This window comes from Bradyrhizobium sp. 149 (genome assembly GCF_023073915.1).
In the GTDB taxonomy this organism is placed as follows: Bacteria; Pseudomonadota; Alphaproteobacteria; order Rhizobiales; family Xanthobacteraceae; genus Bradyrhizobium.
In genome coordinates this window covers 1-539 of record NZ_JADPKK010000008.1, presented here as the reverse complement: position 1 = coordinate 539, position 539 = coordinate 1, and the positions used below count along the sequence as shown (strand labels likewise).

Annotated in this window: 1 protein-coding gene; it reads left to right on the top strand. The window is 65.5% G+C overall.

All coding sequences use genetic code 11. From position 1 onward, the window contains the following. The coding region (locus IVA88_RS02440) for a nucleotide sugar dehydrogenase (RefSeq protein WP_247495710.1) at positions 1-539 on the top strand (539 nt) is incomplete at both ends.

The window sequence follows — 539 nt, the reverse complement described above, 5'->3', positions numbered from 1 at the left end:
GTCGCCTCGAACCCCGAATTCCTGCGCGAGGGCGCGGCGATCCGCGACTTCAAGTTCCCCGATCGCGTCGTCGTCGGCACCTCCGACGAGCGCGGCCGCAAATTGATGGGCGACATCTATCGTCCGCTGTCGCTGAACCAGGCGCCGCTGATGTTCACGGAGCGGCGCACCGCGGAGATGATCAAATACGCCGCCAACGCGTTCCTCGCGACCAAGATCACCTTCATCAACGAGATCGCGGACCTATCCGAAAAGGCCGGCGCCAACGTGCAGGAGGTCGCGCGCGGCATCGGCCTGGACAACCGCATCGGCACCAAATTCCTGCATGCCGGCCCCGGCTTCGGCGGCTCGTGCTTCCCGAAGGACACCAAGGCGCTGATCAAGATTGCGCAGGACTACGACGTGAGCTTGCGCATCGTCGAATCCGTGCTGGCGGTCAACGAGAACCGCAAGCGCGCGATGGCGCGCAAAGTCAGCCAGGCGCTCGGCGGCTCGCTGCGCGGCAAGACCGTCGCCGTGCTCGGCCTTACCTTCAAGCC